This is a genomic window from Streptomyces sp. NPDC005070 (genome assembly GCF_053600395.1).
This window is the reverse complement of sequence record NZ_JBSFZS010000038.1, coordinates 15595-38972: the sequence shown is the minus strand read 5'-3', so window position 1 is coordinate 38972 and position 23378 is coordinate 15595. Positions and strand designations below refer to the sequence as shown.

General features: G+C 69.0%; 21 protein-coding genes. 6 read left to right on the top strand and 15 right to left on the bottom strand.

What is annotated here, in order from left to right; all coding sequences use genetic code 11:
• Positions 1 to 252: 252 nt before the first annotated feature.
• Complete coding sequence (locus ACWEBX_RS15425) at positions 253 to 1251, bottom strand: sigma-70 family RNA polymerase sigma factor (RefSeq protein ID WP_451885350.1); 999 nt, start codon at positions 1249 to 1251, stop codon at positions 253 to 255.
• Positions 1252 to 1420: 169 nt separating this feature from the next.
• On the opposite strand from ACWEBX_RS15425, the gene ACWEBX_RS15420 reads away from it, so the two are divergent.
• Complete coding sequence (locus tag ACWEBX_RS15420) at positions 1421 to 1945, top strand: N-acetyltransferase family protein (protein ID WP_451885349.1); 525 nt, start codon at positions 1421 to 1423, stop codon at positions 1943 to 1945.
• An 86-nt stretch (positions 1946 to 2031) separates the two neighbouring features.
• Here the strand turns inward: ACWEBX_RS15420 and ACWEBX_RS15415 are convergent, their stop codons facing one another.
• Positions 2032 to 2838, bottom strand: coding sequence for a dioxygenase family protein (locus tag ACWEBX_RS15415; protein WP_451885348.1), 807 nt, complete (start codon positions 2836 to 2838; stop codon positions 2032 to 2034).
• A gap of 137 nt (positions 2839 to 2975) precedes the next feature.
• Here ACWEBX_RS15415 and ACWEBX_RS15410 point away from each other — a divergent pair, with 137 nt between their 5' ends.
• Positions 2976 to 3485 carry a MarR family winged helix-turn-helix transcriptional regulator gene (locus ACWEBX_RS15410; RefSeq protein ID WP_451885347.1) on the top strand — a complete coding sequence of 170 codons (510 nt, stop codon included), beginning with the start codon at positions 2976 to 2978 and terminating at the stop codon, positions 3483 to 3485.
• A gap of 190 nt (positions 3486 to 3675) precedes the next feature.
• On the opposite strand, the gene ACWEBX_RS15405 is transcribed toward ACWEBX_RS15410, so the two are convergent.
• Together ACWEBX_RS15405 and ACWEBX_RS15400 are read right to left on the bottom strand one after the other, a co-directional pair.
• Entirely contained in the window at positions 3676 to 5220 is a 1545-nt protein-coding gene (locus ACWEBX_RS15405; RefSeq protein ID WP_451885346.1) for an MFS transporter, read from the bottom strand.
• A gap of 271 nt (positions 5221 to 5491) precedes the next feature.
• Positions 5492 to 6136, bottom strand: a complete 645-nt coding sequence (locus ACWEBX_RS15400; protein WP_451885345.1) for a TetR/AcrR family transcriptional regulator — start codon at positions 6134 to 6136, stop codon at positions 5492 to 5494.
• Positions 6137 to 6611: 475 nt separating this feature from the next.
• On the opposite strand from ACWEBX_RS15400, the gene ACWEBX_RS15395 reads away from it, so the two are divergent.
• The 3 genes from ACWEBX_RS15395 (at position 6612) to ACWEBX_RS15385 (ending at position 10942) form a co-directional block, all read left to right on the top strand.
• Positions 6612 to 7886 carry a M6 family metalloprotease domain-containing protein gene (locus ACWEBX_RS15395; protein WP_451885344.1) on the top strand — a complete coding sequence of 425 codons (1275 nt, stop codon included), beginning with the start codon at positions 6612 to 6614 and terminating at the stop codon, positions 7884 to 7886.
• A 297-nt stretch (positions 7887 to 8183) separates the two neighbouring features.
• Positions 8184 to 10082, top strand: coding sequence for an IclR family transcriptional regulator domain-containing protein (locus ACWEBX_RS15390; protein ID WP_451885343.1), 1899 nt, complete (start codon positions 8184 to 8186; stop codon positions 10080 to 10082).
• A gap of 143 nt (positions 10083 to 10225) precedes the next feature.
• The gene (locus tag ACWEBX_RS15385; RefSeq protein ID WP_451885342.1) at positions 10226 to 10942 is read left to right on the top strand and encodes a ScbR family autoregulator-binding transcription factor; all 717 of its coding nucleotides are present in this window, start codon (positions 10226 to 10228) and stop codon (positions 10940 to 10942) included.
• 353 nt (positions 10943 to 11295) lie between these two features.
• Here ACWEBX_RS15385 and ACWEBX_RS15380 read toward each other — a convergent pair whose 3' ends face one another.
• Entirely contained in the window at positions 11296 to 11559 is a 264-nt protein-coding gene (locus ACWEBX_RS15380) for a hypothetical protein (RefSeq protein WP_451885341.1), read from the bottom strand.
• Between the two features lie 273 nt (positions 11560 to 11832).
• On the opposite strand from ACWEBX_RS15380, the gene ACWEBX_RS15375 reads away from it, so the two are divergent.
• Positions 11833 to 12813 carry an Lrp/AsnC family transcriptional regulator gene (locus ACWEBX_RS15375; protein WP_451885340.1) on the top strand — a complete coding sequence of 327 codons (981 nt, stop codon included), beginning with the start codon at positions 11833 to 11835 and terminating at the stop codon, positions 12811 to 12813.
• A 262-nt stretch (positions 12814 to 13075) separates the two neighbouring features.
• Here the strand turns inward: ACWEBX_RS15375 and ACWEBX_RS15370 are convergent, their stop codons facing one another.
• The 10 genes from ACWEBX_RS15370 to ACWEBX_RS15325 all read right to left on the bottom strand — a co-directional run bounded on the left by ACWEBX_RS15370 (position 13076) and on the right by ACWEBX_RS15325 (position 23354).
• The gene (locus ACWEBX_RS15370; RefSeq protein WP_451885339.1) at positions 13076 to 14590 is read right to left on the bottom strand and encodes a GMC family oxidoreductase; all 1515 of its coding nucleotides are present in this window, start codon (positions 14588 to 14590) and stop codon (positions 13076 to 13078) included.
• Positions 14591 to 14706: 116 nt separating this feature from the next.
• Positions 14707 to 16071: an aldehyde dehydrogenase family protein gene (locus ACWEBX_RS15365; protein WP_451885338.1), complete on the bottom strand. Its 1365-nt coding sequence runs from the start codon at positions 16069 to 16071 to the stop codon at positions 14707 to 14709.
• Positions 16071 to 17171 (bottom strand): phenazine antibiotic biosynthesis protein, encoded by a 1101-nt coding sequence (locus tag ACWEBX_RS15360; protein WP_451885337.1) that lies wholly within the window; start codon positions 17169 to 17171, stop codon positions 16071 to 16073. Before ACWEBX_RS15360 ends, ACWEBX_RS15365 begins: the two co-directional genes overlap by 1 nt.
• A 105-nt stretch (positions 17172 to 17276) precedes the next feature.
• On the bottom strand, positions 17277 to 17924 hold the full coding sequence (gene phzG / locus ACWEBX_RS15355; RefSeq protein ID WP_451885336.1) for a phenazine biosynthesis FMN-dependent oxidase PhzG: 648 nt from the start codon (positions 17922 to 17924) through the stop codon (positions 17277 to 17279).
• A gap of 13 nt (positions 17925 to 17937) precedes the next feature.
• Positions 17938 to 18771 (bottom strand): PhzF family phenazine biosynthesis protein, encoded by an 834-nt coding sequence (locus tag ACWEBX_RS15350; protein WP_451885335.1) that lies wholly within the window; start codon positions 18769 to 18771, stop codon positions 17938 to 17940.
• A complete protein-coding gene (locus ACWEBX_RS15345; RefSeq protein WP_451885334.1) occupies positions 18771 to 19124 on the bottom strand; it encodes a hypothetical protein in 354 nt (117 codons plus the stop codon). The genes ACWEBX_RS15350 and ACWEBX_RS15345 overlap by 1 nt, the downstream gene beginning before the upstream one ends.
• Positions 19121 to 20986 carry an anthranilate synthase family protein gene (locus tag ACWEBX_RS15340; RefSeq protein WP_451885333.1) on the bottom strand — a complete coding sequence of 622 codons (1866 nt, stop codon included), beginning with the start codon at positions 20984 to 20986 and terminating at the stop codon, positions 19121 to 19123. Before ACWEBX_RS15340 ends, ACWEBX_RS15345 begins: the two co-directional genes overlap by 4 nt.
• Positions 20983 to 21606 (bottom strand): isochorismatase family protein, encoded by a 624-nt coding sequence (locus tag ACWEBX_RS15335; RefSeq protein WP_451885332.1) that lies wholly within the window; start codon positions 21604 to 21606, stop codon positions 20983 to 20985. Before ACWEBX_RS15335 ends, ACWEBX_RS15340 begins: the two co-directional genes overlap by 4 nt.
• A gap of 24 nt (positions 21607 to 21630) precedes the next feature.
• Complete coding sequence (locus ACWEBX_RS15330; RefSeq protein WP_451885331.1) at positions 21631 to 22797, bottom strand: 3-deoxy-7-phosphoheptulonate synthase; 1167 nt, start codon at positions 22795 to 22797, stop codon at positions 21631 to 21633.
• Positions 22798 to 22844: 47 nt separating this feature from the next.
• Positions 22845 to 23354, bottom strand: a complete 510-nt coding sequence (locus ACWEBX_RS15325; RefSeq protein WP_451885330.1) for a PhzA/PhzB family protein — start codon at positions 23352 to 23354, stop codon at positions 22845 to 22847.
• Positions 23355 to 23378: the final 24 nt, after the last annotated feature.

Here is a 23378-nt window from a genome sequence, read left to right as displayed (position 1 = left end):
GGACTGCCGCTCGGTACTTCTCTTCGCTTCTTCCGCTCGGACGGGGCCCGAAGCGTGGGCCCTGAAGTCTTGTTCCCAGGGCCCGGCGGATTGAAGCGGCCTTACATGGCCATGTCTGGTCGACTTGTGGCCAACGTGGCGGGGGTGCCCGTGCGCGGACTGGGCGGAGCGGGTCCGGCGCCCGCGTGACGAGTCAACCCGTACGGCCCACTCACCCCGCTCGCCCCGTGCGCTCCGCGTGTCCCGTCGCCGTTACGCCGCCGCGTCGAATCCGGTGTCTCGCGCCAGCTTCTTCAGTTCGAGCAGGGCGTGCTTCTCGATCTGACGGATGCGTTCGCGCGTCAGCCCGTGCTCCTTGCCGACCTCCGTGAGCGTCCGCTCCCGGCCGTCGTCGATGCCGTACCGCATCTTGATGATGGAGGCGGTGCGCTGGTCGAGGTGGCCGATCAGATCGTCCAGTTCCTCGCTGCGCAGCAGGGTCAGCACCGACTGCTCGGGCGACACGGCCGAGGTGTCCTCCAGCAGGTCGCCGAACTGGGTCTCGCCCTCGTCGTCCACCGCCATGTTCAGGGAGACCGGGTCGCGGGCCCAGTCGAGCACATCGCCGACACGCTCCGGCGTCGTACCGAGCTCGACGGCTATCTCCGCATGCTCGGGCTCGCGCCCGTTCTCACGGTTGAACTCGCGCTGCACACGGCGGATCCTGCCCAGTTCCTCGACCAGGTGGACGGGGAGGCGGATCGTGCGCGACTGGTCGGCGATGGAGCGGGTGATGGCCTGACGGATCCACCAGGTGGCGTACGTCGAGAACTTGAAGCCCTTGCGGTAGTCGAACTTCTCGACCGCCCGCACCAGGCCGGCGTTCCCCTCCTGGATCAGGTCGAGCAGGGGCAGGCCGCTGCGCGGGTAACGGCGCGCCACGGCGACGACCAACCGCAGGTTCGAACGGATGAAGACGTCCTTGGCGCGCTCACTGTCGGCGACCAGCGCCTCCAGCTCCTCGCGAGACGCGTCGGCCTCGGCCTCCGCCTCACCGTCGAGGATCTGCCGCGCGAACACACCCGCCTCGATGACCTGGGACAACTCGACTTCCTTGGCGGCGTCGAGCAGCGGTGTTCGCGCGATCTCGTCGAGGTACATGCCGACCAGGTCGCGATCGGCGATTTCGCCGCCTCCGGCGCGAACACTGCGTGCCGCGTCGGCGGTCCCGCCGGTGGCGGACTGACGACGGGCGACGGCACGGGTTGCCATGCGTGCTCCCTTGCGTGGTGGGCTTGCGGGTGGTCCCGGACATCCGGTTTTACCCTCCCGGGTGCCCGGCATCCGATGGAAACAACGACTGGAATCAGGACAGAATTCCCAACCCGCCCCTTGATTTTTCTGATCATGCAGTACCCTGTCGCACCACTCGGGAGGGTCAATGCGGTCAGAACGTACAGATGTGCAGGTCAGGCCGGGAGCCGCAGCCGACCTCGGCGCGCTCACGGAGTTGTACAACCACTACGTGCGTGAGACGCCCATCACGTTCGACACCATCGTCTTCACGCCGGAGGAACGTCGTTCGTGGCTGCTCTCCCACCCTGAAGACGGACCGCACCGCCTGATGGTTGCCACAGAGGCTGATTCACAGGTGATTCTGGGGTACGCGACGTCCAGCGCCTTTCGTGCGAAACCCGCCTACGCGACCTCCGTGGAGGTGACGGTCTACGTCGCCCCGGGCGCCGCGCGCCGGGGCGTCGGCACCCTCCTCTACGAAGCGCTCTTCTCGGCGCTCGCCGGCGAGGACCTGCACCGGGCCTACGCCGGCATCGCGCTGCCCAACGAGGCGTCCGTGCGCCTGCACGAACGCCTCGGATTCCGGCACGTCGGCACCTACGGGGAGGTGGGCCGCAAGTTCGGCCGCTACTGGGACGTCGCCTGGTACGAGAAGGAGCTCGCCCACTAGGGCACACCCGACGCGCCCGGCACGCCCGGGGACGAGCCCGCCGGCGGGCAGGCCCACCCTCCGAACACCCGGTGCCGTCCGCACACTCAGCCGAACTGCACCGAACGCTTGGCCATTCCCAGCCAGAATCCGTCGATCACGGACCGCTGCCCGTCGAGCCCCCCGACGGCGTCCGCCGCGCCCATGGTCACGAAGAGCGGGGCGAAGTGCTCGGTGCGCGGGTGGGCGAGACGGCCCGCCGGGGACTTGCGCTCGAAGTCGAGCAGCGCGTCCACGTCACCGGCCTCCAGCGCGCGGTGCCCCCAGTCGTCGAACTCGCTCGACCAGGCGGGCACTCCCCCGCCGGTATGCCTGAGGGCCGCGAGATTGTGGGTGAAGAAGCCGGAGCCGACGATCAGCACACCCTCGTCGCGCAGCGGCGCCAGCTTCCGCCCGATCTCGAACAGCCGGACCGGGTCGAGCGTCGGCATGGAGATCTGGAGCACGGGAATGTCGGCCTCGGGGAACATCTCCTTGAGGGGGACGTACGCGCCGTGGTCGAGTCCCCGGTCCGGGATGTCCTGCACCGGCGTACCGGGCGCGCGCAGCAGCTTCCGTACGGACTCGGCGAGTTCGGGGGCGCCGGGGGCCGCGTACGTCACCTGGTAGTAGTGCTCGGGGAAGCCCCAGAAGTCGTACACGAGGGGGATCGCCTCGATCGCGCCGAGGGCGAGCGGGGCCTCCTCCCAGTGGGCGGAGACCATGAGGATCGCCTTGGGGCGGGGCAGGTCGGCGGACCAGGCGGCGAGCTGGCCCGGCCACACCGGGTCGTCGGCGAGCGGCGGGGCACCGTGGCTGAGATAGAGGGCGGGCATGCGCTCCGGCGCGGGGCGCTCCTCGGTGGCGGCTGACATGGCGGCTCCCTCCAGAGAGTTACATCGTACGGCGGCAGTGCTTGATCTTTGAAGCAGTTGCTTAAAGTCTCAAGTTCTCAGTCGAGACTACGGGTGCTTTGTTTAAGTTTCAAGAAGAGGCTCGTACAGTGGAGTACATGAACACGGCACCCGCTCCCGCTGAAGAGCCGCGCTGGCTCACCGACGAGGAACAGCGCATCTGGCGTGCGTACATGCACGCCACGACCCTCCTGGAGGACCACCTCGACCGTCAGCTCCAGCGCGACGCGGGCATGCCGCACATCTACTACGGCCTGCTCGTCCAGCTCGGCGAGGCCCCGCACCGCCGGCTGCGGATGACGGAGCTGGCCATGAACGCGAAGATCACCCGCTCGCGGCTCTCGCACGCCGTCGCGCGACTGGAGAAGAACGGCTGGGTACGCCGCGAGGACTGCCCGTCCGACAAGCGGGGTCAGTTCGCCGTCCTGACCGACGAGGGCTACGAGGTGCTGAAGCGCACCGCGCCCGGCCATGTCGCCGCCGTACGCCAGGCCCTGTTCGACCGGCTCGGCCCGGACCAGCGGAAGGCCTTCGGCGAGGCCATGCGGATCATCGCCGAGGGTCTCCAGCCGAAGGACGCGGGGGCGGATCTGCCCTGGCTGCGCTGAGGCCGCTCCCGCCGGGCAGACGGGCATGGCCCGACGGGCCCCAGGGCCTGCCGTCCGATCGATCGGCGGACACGGGACTGCCCCGGCTCCCTGTACCGGGAGCCGGGGCAGTCCCCGGAGTCGTACGGACGAGGCGTCCCCACCCCGCGTCCGTACGCGAAGTACCCGAAGTGAGTCTGCGCCGGGTTCGTCAGTGGGCGACGACCGGCACCTTCAGCTCGTCCTCCGCACCCTCGCCCGAGCCGACGACCGCCGAGGCGTCCGGACGGCCGGTGTTGATCAGGGTGAAGGCGATTCCCGCGGCGACCACGAGGATGCCGACGGCGAACCAGATCGCGTTGCTGTAACCGTGCACCGAGCCCTCCGCCTGGACGAGCTGCTGCTGCGCCTTGGTACCGGCGCCGGCCATGTGGTCCTTGATGTAGGCGGTGGTCGCGGAGGCCGCGATCGTGTTCAGCAGGGCCGTGCCGATCGCACCGCCGACCTGCTGCGAGGTGTTGACCATCGCCGAGGCGACACCGGCGTCACGCGGCTCGATGCCGTGCGTGGCCAGCGACATGGCGGGCATGAACGCCGTACCCATGCCGAGACCGAGCAGCAGCATCGCCGGCATCACCAGGGAGACGTACGACGAACCGATCTCGAGCTGCGCCAGGAACAGCATGCCGACCGCGGCGACCAGGAAGCCGGGGCCCATCAGCAGCCGCGGCGCGACGCGGGTCATCAGGCGGGCACCGATCTGCGTGGAGCCCGTGATCATGCCCGCGATCATCGGCAGGAAGGCGAAGCCGGTGGAGATCGGCGAGTAGCCCTTCACGATCTGCAGGTAGTAGGTGAGGAAGAGGAACGTGCCGAACATCGCGATGATCGCGAGGCCGAGGGAGAGGTAGACGCCGCCGCGGTTGCGGTCGAGGACGACGCGCAGGGGCAGCAGCGGGGCCTTGACCTTGGACTCGGTGAAGACGAACGCGGCCAGCAGCAGGGCGGAGGCCACGAACAGGCCGACCGTCAGGGAGTCGCTCCAGCCGTTCGACTCGGCGCGGGTGAACCCGTAGACGAGGGAGACCAGACCGAGGGTGGACAGGACGACACCCGGGATGTCGAGCGGCGAACGGTTGCGGCCGCCCTTCGGCTCACGGATGACGAAGTACGCGCCGGCCGCGGCGACGATCGCGAACGGGATGTTGACGAAGAAGGTCCAGCGCCAGTTCATGTACTCGGTGAGGACACCGCCGAGGATGAAGCCGACGGCGCCACCGCCACCGGCGATCGCGCCGTAGATGCCGAAGGCCTTGGCGCGCTCCTTGGCGTCGGTGAACATCACGGCGAGCAGCGAGAGCGCCGCGGGCGCCAGCAGCGCGCCGAACACACCCTGCAGGGCACGGGCGCCGAACATCATCGCGCCGCTCTGCGCGGCGCCACCGAGCGCGGAGGCCGCGGCGAAACCGATCAGGCCCACGACGAAGGCGCGCTTGCGGCCCCACAGGTCGGCGATCCGGCCGCCGAAGAGGAGCAGACCACCGAAGGCGAGGGCGTAGGCCGTGACGACCCACTGCCGGTTGCCGTCGGTGATGCCCAGGTCCTGCTGGGCCGAGGGCAGGGCGATGTTCACGATCGTGGCGTCGAGCACCACCATCAGCTGGGCGAGCGCGATGAAGACGAGCGCCCTCCAGCGGTTGCTGTGCGCGTCGGACGCTGGATCCGGAACTGCTTTGGACAGGACTGTTTCAGACATGGGGGTACCCACTCCGGGACTTCGTAGCGAAAAAAGCAGTGAAAGGGGACGGCGCGTCGACGGTGACGGCCGGAAGAGCAGCACCTGCTGCTCGGGCTGTACGGCTGTGCCAGTTATGGGTGACGCATGGCGAGTCGCGCGGTGTGATGCGCGAACGGTGAACTGTGGGTCACGCGTTGTCGGATGCGAGCAGGGGTCACGAGTTCCGACCGGCGTCCGGTGCCGGACTCATCGGCCGTCGACCGATCGGTCCCGGCGCCCTACGTGTCGGTCACACTCGTCGCAGTCCCTCCACGGTGGCGGCCACTCCCGGCAGTTCGGACCGGGCCGGGGCCCGCATCCCGTCCAGGAAAAGCTGCAGATGACGGTGTACGAAGCGGTCGATGCCCTGGCAACCGGTGCCCGGCAGCGGCCTGGTGAGCTGGCTGACGGCGATCATCAGATCGCCCACCTCGACATCGGGTCGGAGCTGTCCGGCCTCACGGGCACGGGACATCAGCCGCTGGATCAGTTCGGTGATCCGGTCGCGCGCGGCGACCAGGTCGGGATGGTTCTGGTCGAAGTTCGCGGAGAGCATCGGGCACAGGGCGCCGATCCGCTCGTCGGCGGCGAAGTGCACGAAGCCGCTCAGCGCCTCGAACGCGTCGCCGTCCACGGCGAGAGCCTTTTCGATCCACTCCGAGGTGCGGTCCATGACCGAGCAGACGACCTCGCGGGCGAGGGCGTCGCGGTCGGGGAAGTTGCGGTACACCGTGGCGTTGCCGACCCCTGCCCGGCGGGCGATGTCGTCGAACGGCACCTCGGCGCCGAACTCGACGAACATCTCGCGGGCGGCGGCGACGATCCGCTCCCGGTTGCGCAGGGCGTCGGCACGGGGCCGGGCCACTCGGCGCTGCACGGGGGTTGCGGTCTCCACGGCGTACTCCTCGAAGTGTCTCGGAACTCGGATGCGATCCGGGGATTCGGTCCCCGTTTCGCTCGGACGTATGGCTAAACGGGGAAACGATCCCCGGTTATTTCCCGGACCCGGAAGAGATTGATGTGACCTGCGTCACATTCATTCTCCCTCGCTCTCCCCTTCCTCTGCAGCTCGCTCTCCCCTTCCTCTGCAGCTCGCTCTCCCCTGCCACTCGCCCTCGCCCTCCCCTGCCCCTCGACCTCGTTCTTCCTTGCTTCCCGGCCTCGCTCTCCCCTGCTTCTGCACCTCGCTCTCCCCTGCTTCCGCACCTCGTTCTCCCCTGCTTCCCGGCCTCGCTCGCCCTCGTTTCTCCGCCTCCCGCGGATGAACCCGATCGGGCCCATTCAGCGCGCGCCCGGCGCGTCGGCGACTCAGGGTGATCGAAAGGGTGCAGTCGGAGACCGGTGGCTGCCGTGGAGCGAAGGGCCCCCGCATGCAGCCGTCCAGCCGCCGCATACGCCCGCGCCGTGTGGCCGCGCTGGCCACGGTGACCGTGCTGACGCTGGCGGTCAGCACCTCCGCCGGCACCGGGCACCTGACGGCCGGCTCCGCCACGGCGGGCTCCGCGGCGCTGGCCCGCTCCACGGCGCTCGGCCCCTGCATGATCAACGGTCCGTCGGACGTCCAGATGGGGGAAGGGATTCCGACCGCACCCGGTTACGCCCGCTCCACCGGCACCCTGCGGGCTCTGACCCTGATGGTCGACTTCTCCGACGCGCCGGGCAAGGGCAGTGCCCGCGCCCGGTACGACGAGTTCTTCCCGAAGACGCAGGAATGGTTCCGCACCGCCTCCTACGGCCGTCTCGACTATCGCCCCAAGGCCCCCGTCAAGCACTGGCTGCGGATGCCCAAGCCCTTCAAGGCGTACGGGATAGAACGCGGCGCGCCCTTCGACCCCGGGTACCGCGAACTGGTCCAGGACATCGTGGCGACGGCCGATCCCGAGGTCGACTTCCGGTCGTACGACATCCTGAACGTGCTGGTCACACCGAATGCCGGGCCCTCCGCCCTGGACACCGTGCTGTCCGTGACCTTCGCCGGCAACACCGAGGCGCCGGTGGCCGACGGCGTCCCGGTCGCCAACGCGTCCTTCGTCTACAGCCGCCAGGACGACGGGTCGGGCTCCTACGCCGACACCGGCTACCGCGTCCTGCCGCACGAGAACGGTCACACCTTCGGCCTGCCCGACCTCTACACCCAGGACGGCGGCGCCGCGGTCGGGCACTGGGACATCATGAGCGAGGACTGGGGTGCCGACAACGACCTGCTCGGCTGGCACAAGTGGAAGCTCGGCTGGCTCGACCCCTCCCAGGTCGACTGCGCGGCGGCCTCCGGCACCAGCGCGTACACGCTCACCCCGCTGGCCCGGAAGGGGGGCGTCAAGCTCGTCGTCATACCCTTCGGCACCCGCAGCGGGTACGTCCTCGAACTGCGCATCCGTGCGGGCAACGACTCCGCCGTCTGCCGTCCGGGGATCCTCATCTACAAGGTCGCCGCGGACGTGGACACCGGGAACGGGCCCATCACGGTGTACGACTCCCGGCGCAACAGCGGCGGGTGCACCCGCTCGCCCAACGTCCAGGCGGAACTCTCCGACGCGCCCTTCACCCCCGGTGAGACCTTCAAGGCCCCCCACGCGGGGCTCACCGTCCAGGTCGCGTCGGCGGACACCGCGGGGAAGTATCGGGTGTACGTGACGCGCCGCTGACCAGCGGTCGAGCCGGCCGGCGGACCGGCGGACCGGGCGGGAAGCCCGCGGAAGCCGTACGGAGACCCGAGGGGAGCAGTACGGCGGCTCGCGGGGCAAGCCGGGCGGAGAGGGTGTGTTCGGCGGGCCGGCGTCCGTGCCCGTGCCCGTGCCCGTGGCGGGAAGCGGCCGACCTGCTTCGGCGGGCCGGCAAGCACTACCGTGGCTTTTCTGAGATCCACCACACGGTGGCTCATCCGAGATCCGCACGGTGACTCCTCTGAGAGCCCCACCGGAGAACCCATGCCATCGAGCTCCATGTCATCGAGCCCCCCACCGCCGCGGCCGCCCACTGTCGGGGCGGAAGCGCCGGAGGAGGCGGTCACCCCGCTCATCCGCGGGATCGCCGTCCTGCGGAGGCTGACCGAGGCGGACGGTTCGGCCAGTCTGAGCGGACTCGAACGGGCCACCGGACTCGCACGCTCCACCGTCGACCGGATCACGGCGACCCTGGCCCGCATGGGCTACGTACGCCTGGACGGCCGGGACGCCGTACTGGCCCCGCGGCTGACGGAACTCGGCAACGCCTATCTCGCCGCGCTCCGGCTTCCCCGCGTCCTGGACGCGCACGCCGACGCGCTCGCCGACGAGCTCGACGAGTCGGTGTCCATCGCCGTCTGCGACCGGGACGGCATCCGCTTCATCCATCAGACGACCCGGCGCCGCGCGATGTCGCTGAGCTTCCGCATCGGCGACCTGCTCCCCGCCGAACGCACCGCTCCGGGACCGCTGTTCGCGTCCGAGTGGAGCGAGGAGGACTGGACGCGCTGGCGGGAACGCCGCGCGGCCGATCCGGAGGACCGCGGCTTCCCGGCCGTACCCGCGCGGAGCAGACCCTACGACGGAGGGTCGGCCGCCTCCGCGCTGCCCGCCTCCCAACGCCCCACCCTCGGAGACGACTTCGAGGAGCGGACGGCCGAAGCGGGCCGGGCCGGCTGGGCGTCGGACGACCAGCTCATCGAACCGGGCCTCGTCGCGCTCTCGATGCCGGTACGGGAGGCGGGGCGGATCGCCTGCGTGGTGAACGTCGTGAGCCATACGAGCCGGCACAGCGCCGCCGAACTGCGGGACGCGCTGCTGCCACGGCTGCGGACGGCGGTGGCCGAGATGGAACGGGCGCTGACGCTGGACGAAGCGGGGGGCGCGGGAGGCGCGAGCGGTACGGAAGGGGCGGGAAGCCCCGGAACCGCCGGGAGTCCCGGCGCCACGGAAAGCCCCGACACCGCCGGGAGTCCCGGCACCGCGGAGGACACGGAACCGGCAGGGAAGACCGAACCGGCTGGGAAGGCCACCGCCGCCACACCCACCACCGCCGCCGCCGTCACGGCGGCCCCTTCCGGGCTCGCCGACTGGACCGGCGCCTCCAAGCAGGAACTGGGGCGGGAGTTCATCGAGTCGCTGGCCCGGGGCCTGACCGTGATCACCGCCTTCGGCGAGGGCCGCGGCGAACTGACCCTCACCGCGGTCGCCCAGGCGACCGGACTCGCCCGCGCGACCGCTCGCCGCGCCCTCATCACCCTGGAGCACCTGGGATACGTCACCACGCACGACCGGGTCTTCCGCCTCACCCCGCGTGTCCTGGGGCTCGGCTTCCCGCCACTCTCACGGACCACGCTCCCCGAGATCGCGGCCCCGCATCTGACCGAACTCTCCCAGCGGCTGCACGACTCGGTGTCGCTCGCGGTGCTGACGGGCGACGAGATCCAGTACACCGGGCACGTCTCCACCCGAGGCATCATGAGCGTCCACGTCACCGTCGGCACGCGGCTGCCCGCGTACGCCACCTCGCTGGGGCGAGCGATCCTGGCCGATCTCCCGGTGGCCCGGGCGATGGAGACGATGGCCGGCCCGCCCGAGGCCGCCACCGGGCGGACCGTCACGGACCCGGAGCGGTTCAGGGCCGAACTGGACCGGGTTCGCACGGCCGGATACGCGCTGGTCGAGGAGGAGTTGGAGCAGGGACTGCGGTCCGTCGCCGTCCCGGTGCGGGACCGCGCCGGACGGACCGTGGCCGCGGTGAACGTCGCCATGCACAGCAGCCGTCGTACCGCGGAGGCCTGCGTGAGCGAGGTACTGCCCGAGCTGCGCGCGACAGCGAGACGCATCGAGGCGGACCTGCACATCGCGGCCCGCTTCCGCCGGGTGCCACGAACCTGAACCCAACGACCCCCGGTGCCCCCGCCCCCTCCTCCTTCACTCTTCAACCGGCGCTCTATTCAAGAGAGTTACCGTCTGGCGTGAAGATGATCTGTGCGGGAGAGGCCCCGTTGACAGATCCAAAAGCAGGTTTCTAGCGTCACTTGCGGCAGGACGAACAGCAGCCGAACGACAAGGAGCGTCCGGGTGGTCGCGTCGTGGTGAAGCAGGAGAGGTCCGAGCGGACCAGGCGCAACCTGATCCGGGCCGCCTCGACCGTGTTCGACCAGTCCGGCTACGAACGGGCCACCCTGTCCGCGATCAGCGAGCGGGCACAGGTCACCAAGGGCGCGCTGTTCTTCCACTTCGCGGCCAAGTCCGATCTGGCCCGAGCCGTCCAGGAGCAGGCCTGCGCGACGTCGGGGGCCGCGCTGGGGAAGCTGGCGCGGCGCGAGACGCCGGCGTTCGAGATAGCCACCGCCATGGCGCACACGCTGGTCGACCTCCTCGAAACCGACACGATCGTCCGCGCGGGCGCACGTCTGGCCCAGGAGATCAGGACCCCCGACGACCCCTCCCTGCACTGTCACACCAACTGGCTCGGCGCCCTGCACGGGATCCTGGCCCGGGCCCGGAAGGACGGCTCGCTGCTCCCCGACGTCGACGTCCGCGCGGCGGCAGGGTTGATGCTGTCCATGATCACCGGCACGACGGCCCTGCCCCGCCTCCCCGCGGACCCCGGCACCGCACGGACCCCTCGTCCGCGACACACCTCGGCCATCGGCTTCGCTCCCCGCACCCCTCAGGAGACAGGCGCCCTGTGGCTGACCCGCATGCTCCACCTGACCCGCCCGGCCCTCTCGGACCTCCCGGCCAACTGACCCCACCCCGCCCCACCTGCACGAACGGGAACCTTCCCGGTCCCCGCCCGTGGGACGCTCCGCCGGGTGCGGAGAGGATGCGCCGGCTTCTCAGTGCCGGCCGGCGGCCATGACCGCCTCACCGCAGCTCATTGCGTAATGGCTGACATGGATCTTCGGCTCACTCCCCGGGGCCCTGCTACGGGGACCCTGAGGCACCCCGTACCCACGAAGAGTAATAGCATGTACACTCGGCCGAAGATTGAACCTAGTAGATTCCGCCAACCAAGCCCTGGCTGTAAGTCAGGACCCTGGCGAGTTTCTTTCGACCTATTGAGCACCACTTCGTGGTGATGGTCATGGTCCGTAGTGGTTCAGGAGCTGGTCGGGGGGCTGGTGTAATGGCAGCGGCTGCATGCGATATTGCCGAATCGGTCGGTCTTGACCGCCTGGAATGCCAGGTCGTGCAGGCTGGAGAGATTCCCAGGCAGGCGTGCAGTGCGGGCCTGGCGGCGCTCCCCCTCGAAGATGTCATCCAGAGCGTGGTGCCGGTAGTCGGCGCATCCTTGCAGCTCTTGACGGACTGTCAGGCCGCTGGGTCCCGCGTCCGAGGCCGGCAAACCGGTGATACCGAGCACGCATTCCTTAAACCACGATGGTGCGACTCCATGCCCGCGCGCAAAATCCGGCAAAGCATAACCAATCACAAAAACTGGCTGACCATCACCATGGAACGGAACTCGCCGGGGCTCTGGTGATGAAAAATGCCGTCGCCGACACCCAAGTCCATTGACCAGGTCTTGGTAAATGCTACCCGAGGAAAACTGGTGCCGCAAACCTTGCTGAGCACCCCTGGCCCTAGACGGCCAGTGGGGGATTTTTCCGAGTCGACGGTCCCCTCAGTCGATGAATTGGACCACGGTATTATTCATGCCCTGCGTATCGACGGTCGGGCGCCGTTCAGCCGGATCGCCGACGTTCTGGGCGTATCCACGCAAACAGTCGCCCGTCGCTACGGGCGGCTGAGCAGCGAGTTGTCGCTTCGCGTTGTCGGGGTGGTGAACCCACGGCAAGCATCCGGTGGGAAGTGGATTCTGAGGCTCACGGCCAGCCCGAACACGGCTCAGAATGTCGCGCAGAGCCTGGCTCGGCGGGACGACACCGTCTGGGTGCGGCTCATGTCCGGGGGAACCGAAATTTGCTTTGTCATGAGCTCCGCAACGCACCATTCGCTGCTGTTCCGCGACATCCCTCGCGTGTCCGGCATCGCCGAGGTGTCGGCGCACCGCCTGCTGCACACCTATCTGGGCGGCCCCACCGCATGGCAGGGGCACACCGCCGCTCTCACCGACGGGCAGCAGGAACAACTGCGCCGAGCACTCGACTCGTCGGACGGCGCTGACGAGCCCAAGTCCCGCTCGTCCCTGAGCCAGGCGGACTGGCAGGTGCTGGCCGCGTTGCAGCGTAACGGCCGCATCAGCTACACGGATCTCGCCGCCGAGACCGGCCAGTCCTCCTCGACCATTACGCGCCGACTCGCCGCTTTACAGGCCGGCGGCATGATCAGCTTCGACGTCGAGATCAGTGCGGAGGTGTACGGCATCACCACGCAAGCCCTGCTGTGGATGTCGGTCGCCCCCGCGCACCTGAACCAGGTGGCGAACACCCTGATCCAACACAGGGAACTGGCCTTTCTGGCCTCCACCACCGGCCCGACCAACCTGGTGGCCCTCGTCCTGTGCAGGAGCCCCGGCGAACTGCACGACTACCTGGCCGACAGTCTCAGCGCGCTGGACTCCATCCGCATGCTCGAAACAAGTCCTGTCCAGCGGACCCTGAAAGCCAGCAGTCCGTTCCTGCAGAGCAGCCCCAGAGGCAGCAATTCACCCTGACGCGGGATCGGAGCCTCCATCAGTCGATCGGTCCAGGATTTCAGCATCGTGCGCACCCGTCGGATGCGGCGCTCGCCGCGCCCCAAGCCGAGCTCCCCTAGCTGAACTCCCGTCGAGTGCAGCTAGGGAAGCGGCGGTGACGTGCGGGAACGCGGAGCCTGGGACTCGGCCCCGGAATAAACAACTTGATCATTCGTGAAAAACTCGAACATTTCACGAGTTCATCAAGGTGAATGGCCGACCCCTCGGCAGCCTATGGCTGTCAATGGTTGTAGACGAGGTGGGCGATGCGTTCGGCGAGCATGATCGTGGTGAGGTTGGTGACGCTCGAGGGCACGCACGGGATGATCGAGGCGTCCACGACACGCAGAGCGGCGAGTCCGTGGACGGCTCCGCGGGAGTCGACGACCGCCTGAGGCGAGTCGGCGGCACCCATGGGGGCGGTGGAGGTGGGGTGACCGTAGATGGCGAGGTGGGATTCGATCACCCGCATCAGTTGCTCGGCCTCGTCGGGCAGTTCGCGCGGCATCAGAAGCCCGGCGAGCGACGGCGCGAGTGCCGGGTCACGGGCCAGATCACGGGCGATTCGCACGCCTTCGAGCATGCGTCGGCGGTCGCGCTCGGTGCCGAGGTAGTTGTGGTCGATCAAGGGCTGGGAAAGCGGATCGCGGCCGGCGAGGCGCACCGTGCCGTGCGCGTCGGGGAGCACGAGAGCCGTGGACAGGGCGATGATGCCGCCGGGGGGCATGAACGGAGCCCCGTTGGGATGCACGGCGACGATGTTCAGGTCGAGTTCACCGTCCGCGGCCTCGCTGGAGGCGGTCCACAGCAGCGCGCCGAGGGCCGGAGCCATCTCCCCTCGCCCCGGGGCGAGTGCATAGACCGTGGGGAAGAAGGGGTGGTCCTGCAGGCGTTGTCCGACAGGTAGGTCGGCGAGGGTCTCGATGCCCAGCGACGCCAGTTCGCCGGCGGGGCCGATGCCGGAGCGCAGCAGGATCGCCGCGCTTCCGTAGGTCCCGGCAGAGAGGATCACCTCGTCGGCGTTGTGCACGGTCCCGTCGGCGGTGACCACTCCCGTCGCACGGCCACCGCGGAACAGGACCCGGTCGACGGTGACGGCACCGTGCACGGTGAGGTTCGGGCGAGCGCGGACCTCTGCGGTGAGGTAGACCAGTGCGGTGTTCTGTCGGATCCCGTCGAGGACGTTGACCGCGAAGGGTCCGACACCGTCCTGCTCGGTACCGTTGAAGTCGACGATCCGCTTGTGACCGAGGGCGACCGCGGCGTCGATGAAGCCACGATGGGCGGGGGTCAGCTCGGAGTCGGTCAGTTGGCGCACGGGCATCGGCCCGCTTCGCCCGTGGAACTCGTCCTCGCCGGTGGGGGTGTTCTCCAGGGCGCGGAAGTACGGCAGGACGTCGGTGAAGCTCCAGTCGTCGAGCCCGTTCTCGGCCCAGCGGTCGAAGTCGCGGGCGCGGGCGCGGAGGGCGGCGCCGGCGTTGACGGCGGAACTCCCGCCCATCACCTTGCCGCGCAGAGCGGTGATCTCGGGACTCAGTCGCCCGCCCGGTGTGGTGTATCCCCAGTCGTGATCGAGATCGGCGATGCGGTTGGCGTCGAGCAGCGAGTCGGGGAACCGGGTGGGGCCGTAGTCCGGCCCGGCCTCGAGCAGCACGACGCGCCGGGCGGAGTTCTCGCTCAGGCGCGCGGCGAGCACCGCGCCGGCCGACCCGCCGCCGACGATCAGGACGTCGGCCGGTTCGACGGAGTGGGACAAGGTAGGACCCTTTCGATCTCGTTGGAGCTGGGAGGGAGCGTCCCGGTGGCGAGCCGCCGCGGGCGACATCGGAACCGCGCTCACGGTGCGAACGGTGAGCGTCGCCGGAACCACTTTCAGTTCCGGATGACGCCCTTGTTCCGCATGAGGAAGTCGGCCAGGTAGCCGTCGTGCGGTACCGAGGGATCCATCCAGTGGGTGTGCCGGCTTCCCAGGTACAGGTTGCTGATGGTCGGCTCGCCGAGCAGGCGGTCGATGAGCCGGCTGTCGTGGGTCATCGCGTTGAGCACGAGCGTGTTCTTCAGCGGCTCCGTACCGGCCTCGGGTGTCCACGGCGCGATCCACACACAAGGGAACGGCAGTTCCACCCCTGCCTGCGGAGCGGCCGGATCGTCGAGTTGGAAGACGGCGGGCAGCAGCGCGGCGCTTCCGTCCCCGAGTTCGCCCACGACGCCGTCGCCGCCGAGCCAGGCCCGGGCGCCGGCCGCCTTCTTCAGCAGGTGCGCTTCGATCGCCCTGGCGACCGCGACCGGCTGTACGGGGAGTACGGCCTTGTCGTCCTCGGGCGGCAGGGGCGTCGCGGCGGACAGCCGCGCCGCGACGGCCTCGGCCAGCGGAGCCGGGTCGCCCTCCACGAAGATGGCCGTCGTGTTCACGCATCCGGTCCCGCCGTGGCCGCTCACCGACGAGACGATCACGTCCAGGTGGTCGCGCCAGTCCACGTCGGCCGTGATGAGGATCTTCGACCGACCGGGCCCCTGCGGCAGCACCGTCGCGGCCTCGCCGTACTTGCGGGTCACCTCCTCGCCGCCGTACACCATCCCGAGGTCGGCGCCGCGCAGAATGGCGTCGGCACCGGCGTGGTCGGTGGGCAGGAGCACCACCTGGTCGTCGGCGAATCCCGCGCTCCGCAGTGCCGTCACCAGCCGGTGCGGGGTGAAGGGATCGCGGCTCGACGGGCGGACCGCGACGCGGTAGCCCAGCGCCAGTGCCTCCGGCCAGATGCTGTGGGTGCCGGGGTGGTTGCCCGCGGCGTGCACGGCGAACACGTCTCCGCGCCGGGTCCACACCGAACGCCCGGTCCGCGTCAGAGGATCGCGCCAGTTGTCGACCGCCCCCCGGGGGCGCGCGTACTGGACGCTCGCATGAGCCTTCGCCACCCGATCGGCGACCGTCGTGGTCGCCGTGACCACGGAGGAGATCGGGACGCCACCGACCCTGCTGACAGCGTGCTGGTACTCCTCGACGGTCAGGCCGTCGATCGTCGCGGTCGCGAAGAGCTCGGCCGCGCGGATCATCGCGTCGGCCCGCTCGTCGGCCGGCATGACGCCGCCCCGGCGCAGCGCCGCCATGGTGCGGTTGACGTACAACGGCGGCACGAGGCTCAGTTCCGCGAGGGCGGTGCCTGCCACATCGGTGACCGTCTGTATGTTCCTGGAGCGGTAGGCGCCCGTTGCGCCGAGCGCGGGCAGGTCGATCATCAGTAGACCCCCTCGATGACGTCCTCGTCCTCGAACACCGCGACCGTGCCGATGTCGGCGACCGAGTCCCCGACCAGGCCGTTCACCTGGGGAATCCGCGTGGCGAGGTCACGTTCCAGGTTGCTGGGCAGCAGGAAGGACTTGCTGACGTGGTTGACCAGCACCCGGCCCCGCTCTCCGTGGGCCACCGGCTCGAGGCTCTTCGGATCGACGACCGTGAAGGTCACGTACGGGGAGAACGAGTCGAAGATGCACGGATCGTCGGCGGAGAGCCCGGCACGCTCGCCCGCGACTCCGATGATCATCGTGCTTCCGTACTCGCCGCACAGCGCGACCTCGGGGAACACCTCGGTCTTGAAGAGGTGCCGGGTGTCGGCGTCCATCTGCGTACCGCCCCACCTGATGCACTTCACCCGCTCGTTCACCAGGGCGGCCAGCTTCTCGTCCCGGGACAGCCGTTCCAGCAGCGGCGGCGTGATGGTGAGCAGGCCGACGTCCTGGGTCCGCAGGACTTCGGCGGCCTGGTCGATGAGGTGCTGGCCGTAGGCGTCGACCTGCCCGAACTGACCGCCGGCGATGAGCCGCTTCACCCAGCGCGGGTCGAGGTCGATCGTGAAGCCGTGGCGGCCGTGCGTCACGGCGTGCTGCCGGAACAGGGTGCCCACGACGTGCGGCCCGGTCGGGATGATTCCCAGCCAGTTCCCTCCGCGCGGCACACCGTGGCGGTCGAGGTTGGCGTTGCTCCAGGCCACCATGCGGTCCAGCCAGTCCCGCATCAGGACGACCCGCTTCGGGGCGCCGGTGGTCCCGCCGCTCTCGAAGAACCCGACCACGTCGGGCCGGTCCCCGTATCCGCGGGGAATCAGGTCCTCGCCGCGGACGTCACGGAGCTCCGCGGCCACGTTCGGGAAGAGCCGGAGGTCGTCGTGCGTCTTGACATCGGCTCGCGGATCGAAGCCGAGAGTGGCGGCTCGGTCCAGCCAGAACGTGCAGCCGGTCTCGGGATTGAAGTGCCACTCCATGGCGGCGCGGATGAACTCGTCCGGATCGGGCTGGACGTCGAACGGAAGATCCAGAATCTGTTCTGAGGTAAAAGTCATTGTCTCTCCCTCATGGGAAGGGTCGGGTGTGTCCGGGCACGACGACGATGCCGCCGAAGCGGTCAAAGACGTGGAGCGCCAGGAGGGTTGGTCGAAGGAGCCGGGCTACGGCTGCAGCCGGCTCGTACGCCACTCGAGCGCGTCGCGGTCATAGCGCAACCTGCGGTGCAGCCGGTCCGAGCTCGCGGACCAGAATTCGACGACGTCGGGCCGCAGCCGGTAGCCGACGAAGAACTCCGGCCGGGGCTGGGGCTCCCCGGCCCGTTCCAGTTCGCGTGCCCTGGCGCGCAGGATCTCGACGTGCTCCAGGTCCTCCAGCGGCTCGCTCTGCTCGGTGACCGTCGACATGGCGTGCAACGGAATCGGCCGGGCGGCCCACAGGGCGTCCGACTCGGCGTCGGACAGTGGCGCGATCGGACCGGAGAGGATGATCTGCTGACCGGTCTCCCTCCAGTACAGCAAGCCCGACGCCCACCCCGTGGCGGCGATCTCACGTCCCTTCTGGCTGCAGCTGTGGCTGCTGAACACCAGGCCCAGGTCGGTGACTTCGGTGATGGCGACAATCCGGGTGGAGGCGCGGCCGCGGGAGTCCGCCGTGGCCAGCGCCAGCGCGCTGGGTTCGCGGACTCCGATGTCCCGTGCCTGGGAAAGCCAGCCGCTCACCAGCTTGAGAGGATCCGCCGGCGGTTGGTCGTACTCGGGGAAGGGGAGATCGACCTTCCCGCTGAGGGACTCGAATCCACTGGGGTCCACGGAAGGCTCCTCGCTAGACATTGATGGTCCCCTCGGCGACCAGGACGGCGTGCCCGCCGACGTGGACCGAGTGGATCGACTCGCCGACCCCCTCGGCGGTCGCCCTCATGACCGACGAGCGTCCCATCTCCACGCCCTGGGTGATCCTGATCTCCTGCCCGTACTCGGCGAACCCGTGCCTGGCCAGGTGGATCGCGAGGGGCCCGGCGGCGGAACCGGTCGCCGCGTCCTCGACCACGCCGTAGGCGGGGGAGAACATCCGCGTCCGCCATCCCCCCTCCGCCTTGGCGAAGCAGTTGGCGGCCATGTCGGGGAAGCGCGAGAGGGCGCGGTGATCCGGGTGGAGGGCGGAGAGCGCCTCGACATCGCTCAACCCCACGAACACGTGACGCGGCCCGTTGTGGTAGATCTCGACCGGGGCCGTCGACGACTCGACCCCGAGTGCGGCCAGGAGCTCCGTGTCGAGGTCGTAGGGCTTCGAGGTGGGGACCGGCTGCTCCATCCGGACCCATGCGGCGCCGTCGCGGGTGCTCAGCTCGAACGGGATGACACCCATCGCGGTCTCCAGCTGCAGGCTGTCGCGCCCCCAGGCCTGACCCAGCGCGAAGGCCGTGCCGAGCATCGGATGCCCGGCGAACGGCAGTTCGTTCACCGGGGTGAAGATCCTGATCCGCGCGTCGCCGCCCTGCTCGGCCGGCAGCACGAAGGTGACCTCGGAGAGGTTCATCTCCCTCGCGATGCGCTGCATCGTCTCACCGGTCAGATCCTCGCTGTCCAAGAAGACGGCGACCGGGTTGCCCAGCAGCGGCTCGCTGGCGAAGGCGTCTACGACCATGTACCGGTGCATTACAGGCGCTCCCCTGCTTGTGCCGGGTTCAAGGACCCGGCGGAGAAGGCGAGGCCGAGCGAGTCGATCCCCTCGGCCACCGCTGCGACGTCGAAGCTGGTGCGGTGGTCGGGCGCGTACCCGATCAGCTCGGCCGCCCGGTTGGGGGGCAGCGGCTGATCCGCCGGAACGTCCGAGTCCCACCACATGACCGCGCCCCAGCGGCCGCGTTCACGGTCGGCGATCCACAGCTTCAGGCGCAGTCCCCTGACCTCGTGCCACGGCTCGACGGAGCCGTCACGCAGGTCCTGCTCCAGGGATTCGATGGTCCGGTGGGACCTGGCCAGGTCCCACCAGACGACATCCACTCTCATCGGCCGAGCACCCCCTGTATCGCCTCGCGGATGATGCGCGGGCCGTCGACGGTGAGCACCGACTCGGCGTGGAACTGGACCGAGGCGAAGCCCGGCCCGCGGAGCGCGTTCACCTCGCCGGTCTCCTCGTCCCGGCTCACCTCGACCACGCCGATCCCCTCGACGGTCCGCTTGTTCTCCGCGCTGTGCGCGGCGAACGTGTTGTAGAAGCCCACTCGTTCGGGCACGCCGAACAGTTCGATCTCACGCTGCACGCCCTGGTTGGGTACCTCGCGGCGGTGCAGCTCGAAGCCGAGCTTCGTGCTGAGCACCTGATGGCTCAGGCAGACGGCCAGCATCGGCCGGCGACTCGCCAGCGCGGTGTCGATCGACTGCCGCAGCTTGGCGATCTTGGGGTGGGAGGTCGTCCGCGGATCTCCCGGACCAGGGCCGAAGACCGTCAGGCCATAGGCCGCCACGTCGTACGGTTCGTCGAAGCGGCGGACCTCCACGGACAGCCCCAGTGACCGCAACTGCTGGTCGAGCATCGCGGTGAAGGTGTCCTCAGCGTCCACGACCAGTGCCGTCATACCGTCCAGCGAGGCCCCGGCCGACGGGCGGTCGTCCTTGTCCCGGAGCCAGAAGCCCGCGATCCCCTCGTTGCGGCGCTCCAGGGCGGCGAGGACCTCCGGGTCGGCCGCGTAGCCGGATGGACGGTCGGACTTGAGCGCGTTGAGCAGGGTCGCCAGCTTGCCGTGGGTCTCGGCTGCCTCGGCCATCGGGTCGGAGTGGCGCACCAGGGTGGCCCCCACGGAAATGTTCATCCGGCCGCCGGGATCGATGTCGGCCGTCCGGATCAAGATCGCCGAGTCAAGTGTCTGCTGTCCGGCCGCGTCCCGTCCGATCAGCGCGGCGACTCCGCTGTAATAGCCGCGTCCGTTCGGTTCGTAGCGCGAGATGACCTTGGCGGCGCTCTCCAGCGGGCTTCCGGTGACGGTCGGGGCGAACATCGTCTCGTGCAGGACCTCGCGCACATCGCGGTTGGTCCTGCCCTCGATCAGGTACTCGGTGTGCGCCAGCCGCGCCATTTCCTTCAGGTACGGCCCGTGGACGCGCCCCCCGTCGTCGCACAGCCGGGCCATCATCTTCAGTTCCTCGTCGAGGACCATGTAGAGCTCGTCGGTCTCCTTGGTGTCGGCGAGGAACTCCATGACCCCCTGCAGGCTGGGGCCGCCGGACGGATACCGGTACGTGCCGCTGATCGGGTTCATGACGGCCGTGCCGCCGACGAGCGAGACGTGACGCTCCGGTGTCGCACCGACGAGAGTGTTGCGGCCCGTGTGAATGATGAAGGTCCAGTAGGCCTTCTCCTCGCGCTCCAACAGCCGCCGGAAGAACGACAGGGCCCTGGTCGGCGAGTAGTCGCCGATGTCCGCGACGAACGAGCGCTTCATCACGAAGTTGGCGCCCTCGCCGGTGCCGATCTCCTCGGTGACGATCTGACGCACCATCTGCGCATAGGCGTCGTCGTCCATGTCGAAGTGTCCGTCGGTCAGTTCCGTCGGGACCTGCGGGAAGCCGGCGAGCGCTTCGGCGGCCGGCACCGTGTCGTGAGCGGTGAGGCTCATCGCGAGCAGGGGCGTGGCGTCGTCCCGCGCGGCGAAGCCGCGATCGGCCAGCTGCCGGTAGGGGACGAGCACCAGCGTGTCGAGCGCGGGACCCGGCCCGGAGTCGTCGGCCAACGGAATGTCGTCCAGCGACTTGTACTCGGTCACCTGACCGGTCAGGACGTCCAACGTGCCGGGGGAGCCGCTTTCGGGACGGTGGATGATCGCGAAGGCGGGGAGTTCCAGCGCGAGAACCTGCTCGAGCAAGGCGCTCATGCGAGCACGTCCTCGGTTCGGACCACCATGGCGCAGCACCGTGCCGCGTATTCGAGGGTCATCCTGTGGCGGTCTTCGGAGAAGTCGCCGAGCGCGTCGGCGACCAGGAAGGGCTGGATGTCGTTGGAGAACGCCTCCAAGGCGGTCGACAGCACGCCGATATGCGCGTAGACGCCGCAAATGATCAACTGGTCACGCTGCAGCGCGCGCATGCGCTGGAGCAGCTCCGAGTTGAAGAACGCGCTGTAGCGCCATTTCGTGCTCACCCAGTCGTCCGCGTCGGGTTCGAGTTCGGGAACGACCGCGCGTTCGGTCTCGTCCGTGCGCATGCCAGGGCCCCAGAAGTCCTTCAGGAGCCCACGCTGTTGGTCCGTCATCCCGCCGGGCTGGGCGGTGTAGGCCACCGGCACCCCCAGCGATCCGCAGCGCTTCTTGAGGTCGGCGATGTTGCTCACCAACTCGCTGCGCATGGCGTCCTCAAAGGGCTTGAGGAAATAGCTCTGCATGTCGTGGACGAGGAGCACCGCCCGGTCCGGGTCGACGGTCCAGCGCACGGTGTTTTCCGGCAGCGCATTCCTCGGCGGCAGTCTGTAAGGCGCGATCGGCGGTATTCCCGTCATCACAAGGCTCCCTCTCTAGGAATCTCAGTACTCGGACCACGCCGAGACCACCTTGATGGCCTGGGGGGTGTTGAGTCGCGGATCGCACAGGCTGGTGACGGGGCCCGACCCCAGCTCGGCCGTGTCCAGCACGCACTCGGTCACGTCGTCGGGGGTCGCCTCGAGGTGAAGCCCCCCGGCCGGAACCCCCGCGAGGTCCAGGACCCGCCGGAAGCCGCGGACTTCCCTGGCGACGGTTTCCACGAGGCGGTATTTGGTGCCGTCAGCCGCGCAATCGGTGTTCCCGTGCATCGGGTCGCTGAGCCAGACCACCGGGTGCCCGGCCGACCGCACAGCCTCGACGAGCGGGGGCAGCCTGTCGGCGACGAGGTCGGCGCCCATGCGCACGATGAGTGAAAGCCGGCCCGGCTCCCGCTCCGGGTCCAACCGGTCGCACAGCTCGACGATCTCGCCGGCGCTCATGGACGGGCCGACCTTGCAGGCAACCGGGTTGACCACCTGGGCGAGCAGTGCGACGTGCGGGCCGTCGATCTGCCGGGTCCGCTCGCCGATCCACGGCCAGTGGGTGGAGCTGAGCAAGTACCGACCGCCGTCGAGCTCTCGGAGCATCGGTATCTCGTAGTCCAGCAGCAGCGCTTCATGGCTGGTCCAGACGACGGGCCCGTCAGGCCGAGGTGCCGACCCGGCCCGCCCGAGCCGCATCATGATCTCTCTCGCCGCCATGTAACCGGTGAGAATGCGCAGTGGATCGGGACGCCTGCTCTCGTGGGTGGGCTCCGGCCCGTTGATCATGTGCCCGAAGAAGGACGGCAGTTCGTCATCGCCGTGCTTCTCGACCCGGCTGGATCGGGGCTTGGAGAACTGCCCTGCGATCCGCCCGACCCGCAGCGTCTGCTTGCCGGTGGCGGTCTCCAGGTTCCGGGCGAGCAGGTCGATGAGTTCGGTCTTGCCTTGAACGTGCCCAGCGGTGCACTCGGCTGGGTCCTCCGCACAGTCACCGGCCTGCAGCACCTGCATCTCACCGGTGGCGACGCGGGCCAGGTCGGAGCGGAGGTTCTCCACCTGCGCCGCGGTCACCAGCGGTGCGACGGATGACAGCATCGCCCGTACGAGCTCGACCTGTGAGGGATTGTCCCATTCGGGCTGGTGGCGCGCCTTGGCCCTCTCGATATCGGCAAGGATGTTTCCCATAACGACCTTCTCCATTGATTGATAAGAAGACGCCCGGCGAAGGGCGTTCAGGTCGGTATGTCGGCCCGCTTGACCTGAGGGACGTCGATGCCCAGAGCCCTGAACTGCTGGCAGGGGTTCATGAACTCGCGCTGGCGCTTGATCTTCCCGTTCTCGAACTGGAAGGAGTGCAGGAAGTGATTGCGGTAGTGGCCGTCGGGATAGTCGGGGAAGCGGATCGTTCCTTCACCGTCGCATTCGACCCAGAACCGGTTGGGGTCCTGCGTGTCGAAGATCTCGATGTTCGTCCAGGCCCAGTCGGGGAAGCACTTGAGCGACCACTGGCCGTGGTCACCCAGTCGGTCCCTGCCCGTGATGACGATCGGCTCTCCGGTTTCGGTCGTCCAGAGACCACCGGTGCCGTCTTCGGTGAACAGAAGGTGCCGGCGCAGGCGATCCTGCCCGCGGGTATTCATGTACTGCTCCACGATCGCGCGGTTGCTCGCTCGCAGTTCCGCGTCACTGCGGGAACTCGACAACGTATCGGTGGTTTCAGCGGTGCCGGTGATGTCGACCATTGGCTCTTCCCTGTAGTGCCGAAG